A 5,459-nucleotide genomic window follows, 5' to 3' on the forward strand; every position below is an offset into this window, starting at 1 on the left:
TTATGTGAGTTTCGCATCCGATAATGGGTGCAGGAGGAAATTCACTTTTATGGCACGTAGACATACCCCTGATCAGGTCATCGCGAAGGTCCGTCAGGGCCAAAAGATGCTCAACGATAGACGGCCGATGATTGAGGTCGTGAAGGAACTGCAGGTCACCGAGGCGACCTGGTACCGGTGGGTGAACCAATACGGTTCCGAGCACAACGCCGGCCAAACCAAAGCGGTACGGGAGCTCGAGAAAGAGAACGCCCGGCTGAAGAAGCTGGTTGCGGAGAAGGAACTGACCATCGACATTCTCAATGAGGTGGCGAAGGGAAAATTCTGAGCCCCGAACCTCGCCGCCGTGCAGTGCGCATGGCGCAGGAGAAGTTCGGGGCGTCCGAAAGACTCGCCTGCAAGATCCTGGGCCAGAACCGGTCCGCCCTGCGCAAGGCACGGCCGGTGGCCAGCTTCGAAGACCACCAGCTACGGGCCGATCTGCGGGCTATTGCGGGGAAGCACCCGACCTGGGGTTGGCGGAAGGCACGCTGGCACCTCCTGGGCCAGCAACAGTGGGTTGGGGTGGCACTGAATCCGAAGCGGGTGCGCCGGCTGTGGCGCCTCGAGGGACTCACCTGCAAACCCAAGGCAAGGAAGAAACGCCGCACCGGGCCCGGGGCTGGGGAGCAGAAACGGCTAACTGCTCAGTATCCGATGCATGTGGTCAGCTTCGACTTCCAATCCGATGTGACCTCCTGCGGGCGGCATGTGCGGTTTTTCAACGTGATCGATGAATACACCCGTACCGCGCTGGCGATCATCCCGCGGCGGTCTTTCACCGCGACGGATGTGGTCGCCGTGCTTGAGGACATCATCGCTGAAACCGGTGTCGTCCCGACCCATGTCCGCTCCGATAATGGGCCGGAATTCACTGCCGCAGCACTGATCAGCTGGTGCCAAACCGCCGGCGTGGAGACCGCTTTTATTGACCCGGGGTCGCCGTGGCAGAACGGGTACGCCGAGTCATTCAACGCCCAATTCAGAAGGGAACAACTCACCGGAGAAATCATAGACACCCTGGCCGAAGCAAAGTACCTGGCCGATGAATGGAAACAGCTCTACAATCATGAACGTCCCCACGGATCCCTCGACGGAATGACACCGTCGGCCTACTGGGAAAACTGGACCGCAGGAAACCAACTAGCTATCGCATAGCCACTGGACTGCTAACGGGGGCCCAACCAGCTTCTCCGCCCAGGCAGCCATCTGCCCGACATCTTGTGCGGGCCATCCCCGCCACAGTCTTAGACTCTTCATGACAGCGGTATTGCTGTTGGTCAGGGCTTGGTGTCGCGGTGGAGTACCCCTCACCGGACAGTGTCTGTTCCAACGGATTAGAGCTCTCGAACGTTGAGCATCGATCTAACCTGAAGCTTCCGTCGTAAAGAGGTTCTCTCAAGGCCGTCGACGACCACCGCAGCGCCGATCCAGGCCGCACCACTCATCTCGACGAGCGAATGGCATGCCTCGGCCTGAGCGCCGGTGGCAATCCAGTCATCCACGAAGAGGACCCTGTCCCCAGCCTTCAACAATGAGCGGCGCAGCCCGAGTCGCAAGCTTCGGTTGAGGTAATCAGGTCCAGTCGACGTCTCCCACCAAGCATCGCTGTCGGCCGCTCGCCCAGGATCCTTGCGTACTTCCGCGAACCCAATACCTAAATGCTGCGCCGTTAGAACCCCAAGTAAGCTCCCATGAGACTCGGTACCCATGACGACCGTCGGTGTCGAGCCAGGGAAAAGCGCCGCGAGACCCGGTCCGAGCGACGAAAGCGTTTCTGGACTACGCCACCATCCAGTGACATCAGCCCTGAAGTCTGGATCGGTTCTATCCCCCAGCCATCGAAAAGACTGACGAAGACGATCCCGCATTTCAGATTCTTTCCGCATGCGTCAATCCTCGCAACAGGACCGGAACTATCCGCGCAAGACCGGGAGGCTGCGTCGCTCAAGGATTCTCTTGCGGGACGCCTTCGCCGCGTTAGCGATTCAATCTAGGCACCGAGTGATCGCCGCATGGCGACACGGGGCCAGAGGCTGACCTCTTGGTGTGGGAGGTCCGGGGCTGTGATGTCGCTTGGCTAATCCTTGCCAAAAGACCTCAACCCGGGTCTAAACCTGCAGCTCTCCCACCGTAGATGTCCGATGGTTGGGTGATCCCCAACCATCCAACGGTCAAGTCCCTGGTAGTGGTGTAGCCGATCGTGGTCTGTGATGTCCCGAGACTTCACATGTGGGGTCCGGCGTTTTCATCAATGAGTGGTTTTCTCGAACCGGCCTGTGAAGGGGAAAAGCGAATGCGTTCAGCGCCGGTTTCCACCTGATCACCCAGCGTGCTCTGCCGCCGCCGGTGGGGTCAAGAGACCGGGTCGCAAGGTAGAGGCACTATAGCGCCGCGGTCTCTTTGGGGAAGTGTCCGCGGGCTCTGATGGCCCGGCGGCGGTCGAAGGCCGCTCCAGCAGGCCTTCAAGGCCTGGCTGACCGAGCGGCCGCAGGCCTGGCGGGACAAGGTCGAGGTGGTCGCCATGGATGGGTTCACCGGCGTCAAGACCGCCGCGTCCGAGGAACTCCCGGACGCGGTCCCGGTCATGGACCAGTTCCACGTCATCCGGCTCGCCGGCGACGGGCTGGACCGGTGCCGGCAACGGGTTCAACAGGCCACAACAGGGCATCGGGGTCGTGCCGGTGACTCGCTCTACCGGGCCCGGCGGACACTGCATACCGGCGCTGACCTGCTCACTGAGAAGCAGCAAGCCCGACTCACCACAGTGTTCGCGGTCGAGGAGCACGTCGAGGTCGAAGCGACGTGGGGCATCTATCAACGGATCGTCGCCGCGTACCGGGAACCAAATAAGGCCCGCGGCAAGAAGATGATGCAAGCCCTCATCGACTCCGTCGCGGCCGGCGCCCCCGCCACCTTGACGGAGATCCGCAAGCTCGACCGGACCCTGAAGCAGCGTGCCGCTGACGTGCTCGCGTTCTTCGACTGCCCCGGCACCAGCAACGGCCCGACCGAGGCCATCAACGGACGCCTCGAACACCTTCGCGGCTCCGCCCTCGGATTCCGGAACCTCACCCACTACATCGCCCGGTCACTCCTAGAATCCGGCGGCTTCAGACCACGGCTACACCCTCAATTACGATGAGCCCCTTATGTGCACCTACGACGACTGTCGGCACCTACCCCAAGCGCCGCCGTCGTACTTTTCAGTACAGACGCCGACGCTAGGGGGAAGTGATCCGTTGTGTTCGCTTGAGGAGGCAGTCGGTCGGGAGCTGGGGGTAGTGGTGTCGCTGATGCGGGTTTAGAACTGGGCCCGGCGGGCCTCGGCGTCCTTTCGATTTAGCTCAACGAAGCGGACCTTGGGCAGGCCCACGGACTCTGGCATGCCGGGCAGAACCTCGCCGCGGAGCGTGGCCTGCGACGTCTCCCGCATGCACAGGATGCTCACGAGGCCGATGACACCGGCAACCGCCATGTACCACCCGGGAACCAGCTGGTTTCCGGTGGTTTCGATCAGCTGGTTCGCAACGGTTTGCGATGGTCCGGCGAAGAACGCGGTAGAGAAGTTATACGCGATGGCGAAACCCGTGTAGCGCACCGCCGTGGGGAAGAGCGCCGGGAGCGTCGAGGACACCGATGCCACCAAAATCACCAGCAGGAGACCCAGCACGGCCAGACCGAGAAACTGCAGGACCAGGTTTGGCAGGCCCAGCAGCATGACCAACGGCACGGACAACAGCGCGAACCCGGACGCGGCCACCAGCAGCAGCGGCTTGCGGCCCACCCTGTCGGACAGCGCGCCGACCGGGGGAATGGCCACCAGCATCAGGGCCATGATGGCCACCAGCATCCAGTTCCCCTGGGCTGTGCTGTGCCCCAACTGGCCGCTCAGGTAAGTGGGCATGTAGCCCAGGATCAGGTAAAACGCCACGTTCAGCAATACCACGAATCCAGCCAAGACCAGCAGCTGCCGCCAGTGGTGCTTGAAGACGTGCCGCAGCGGCGACCGCATCGTTTCCTTGTGCTGCGATGCTTCGGAGAACACCGGTGCTTCCACCAGCCTGGTTCGGATCCACAGCGCCGTCAGGCCCAGCGGAATGGTCAGCAGGAACGGCAGGCGCCACCAGCCGTCCTCCATGCCCTGGTCACCCACAATGGTGATGAGTGAGGTGCAGACGATGGCGGCAAGGATGAACCCCACAGTGGTGCCGAACTCCAGGAAGGAGCCCAGGAAACCACGACGGCGGTCGGGAGCGGATTCTGCCATATAGACGGCGGCGCCCCCGTATTCACCGCCCGCGGAAAAGCCCTGCACCAGCCTGCAGGCGAGCAGCAGCAACGGAGCAGCGAGTCCCGCCGTCTCCAGCGTTGGCAGCAGGCCGATGGAACCGGTGGCCACGGTCATCAGCAGGACGGTGAGGACCATCACCTTCTGGCGGCCCACTTTGTCCCCCAACGGCCCGAGGATGATGCCGCCCAGCGGACGCACGAGGAAGGACAGCGCCAGGGTAGCGAGGGTAAGGGTGACGCCGAGTCCGCCGTCGCCCTCTACCGACCCGAAAAAGTTTCTGGCCATGTAAATGGTGAGATAGCCGTAGACGCCGTAATCGAACCATTCCACGGCGTTGCCCAAGGCGGAGCCGAGGATGGAACGGTGGAGGGTGCGTTTGCCCTCCGAGGTAGTGGGTTCCGACCCCGGCGCGCTGGGCGTTCCGGGGTCGCTGTCGTGCAGGGGCTGTGTGTTGGTCATCTTTAAGGCTTTCTTGTTCAGGCCCCAGTCGTGGCGGGCACGGCTCCGGTGACGGCGCCGACGGCGTTTTCGAAGCGTTCGAGGCCGGTGGTGATTTCGTTGGCGGTGACGACGAGGGCGGGGATGAGGCGGACAACGTTGCCTGCGGGTCCGCAGGTGAGGGTGAGTAGGCCCTGGGTGGTTGTGGCCTGCTGGACTGCTGCGGCGGTGGCTGCGTCGGGGGTGCCGTCTTCGGCGGTGAACTCGATGCCCTGCATCAGGCCTTTGCCGCGCACGTCACCGATGACCGGGAAGCGGTTCTGGATGTCTTTCAGGCCGGACTGGAGCTGCTCGCCGCGGATCCGGGAGTTCTCCACGAGCCCTTCGTCCCGGACGACGTCCAGGGTCGCGACGCCGGCGGCGGCGGAGACGGCGTTGCCGCCGTAGGTCCCGCCTTGGGAACCGGGCCAGCCCTTGGACATCGTCTCGGTCGAGGCGGCGATCGCGGAGATCGGAAAACCCGAAGCGATGCCCTTGGCGGTGATCAGGATGTCCGGGGTCGCGGTGGAGTACTGGTGTCCCCAGAACTTGCCCATCCGGCCCACCCCGGCCTGGACCTCGTCAAAGATCAGCTGGATGCCGTGCCGGTCCGCGCGTTCACGCAGGCCTTCCAGGAACGCCGGCGGGG

The 5,459-nt window shown here is 63.2% G+C and carries 4 protein-coding genes and 2 pseudogenes; 2 read left to right on the forward strand and 4 right to left on the reverse strand.

The window, feature by feature from the left end; all coding sequences use genetic code 11:
* Positions 1-49 precede the first annotated feature (49 nt).
* Positions 50-1,197, forward strand: a protein-coding gene (locus tag B384_RS0114965) for an IS3 family transposase (RefSeq protein WP_156808995.1) whose coding sequence is annotated in 2 segments (ribosomal slippage) — positions 50-323 and positions 323-1,197 — 1,149 coding nt in all. Because the reading frame shifts where the segments join, the coding sequence is not laid out codon by codon here.
* A gap of 179 nt (positions 1,198-1,376) precedes the next feature.
* Here the strand turns inward: B384_RS0114965 and B384_RS0114970 are convergent.
* Both B384_RS0114970 and B384_RS20285 read right to left on the reverse strand, forming a co-directional pair.
* Positions 1,377-1,928: a phosphoribosyltransferase family protein gene (locus B384_RS0114970; RefSeq protein ID WP_202802723.1), complete on the reverse strand. Its 552-nt coding sequence runs from the start codon at positions 1,926-1,928 to the stop codon at positions 1,377-1,379.
* Between the two features lie 402 nt (positions 1,929-2,330).
* A pseudogene (locus tag B384_RS20285) lies at positions 2,331-2,477 on the reverse strand (IS256 family transposase); the annotation flags it as partial.
* On the opposite strand from B384_RS20285, the pseudogene B384_RS19180 reads away from it, so the two are divergent.
* Positions 2,469-3,184, forward strand: a pseudogene (locus tag B384_RS19180) (ISL3 family transposase); the annotation flags it as partial. The pseudogenes B384_RS20285 and B384_RS19180 overlap by 9 nt on opposite strands.
* A gap of 159 nt (positions 3,185-3,343) precedes the next feature.
* Here B384_RS19180 and B384_RS0114980 read toward each other — a convergent pair.
* Positions 3,344-4,792, reverse strand: a complete 1,449-nt coding sequence (locus tag B384_RS0114980) for an MFS transporter (protein ID WP_019483913.1) — start codon at positions 4,790-4,792, stop codon at positions 3,344-3,346.
* Positions 4,793-4,809: 17 nt separating this feature from the next.
* On the reverse strand, positions 4,810-5,459 hold a 650-nt coding region (locus B384_RS19185; protein ID WP_019482249.1), incomplete at its 5' end, for an aminotransferase class III-fold pyridoxal phosphate-dependent enzyme.

The sequence above is a fragment of the Arthrobacter sp. TB 23 genome, assembly GCF_000294595.1.
In the GTDB taxonomy this organism is placed as follows: domain Bacteria; phylum Actinomycetota; class Actinomycetes; order Actinomycetales; family Micrococcaceae; genus Arthrobacter_D.

Excerpts from the sequence above, each read along its gene's own strand:
- B384_RS0114970 (WP_202802723.1), bottom strand. The coding sequence starts at position 1,928 with ATGCGGAAAGAATCTGAAATGCGGGATCGTCTTCGTCAGTCTTTTCGA.
- B384_RS0114980 (WP_019483913.1), bottom strand. The coding sequence starts at position 4,792 with ATGACCAACACACAGCCCCTGCACGACAGCGACCCCGGAACGCCCAGC.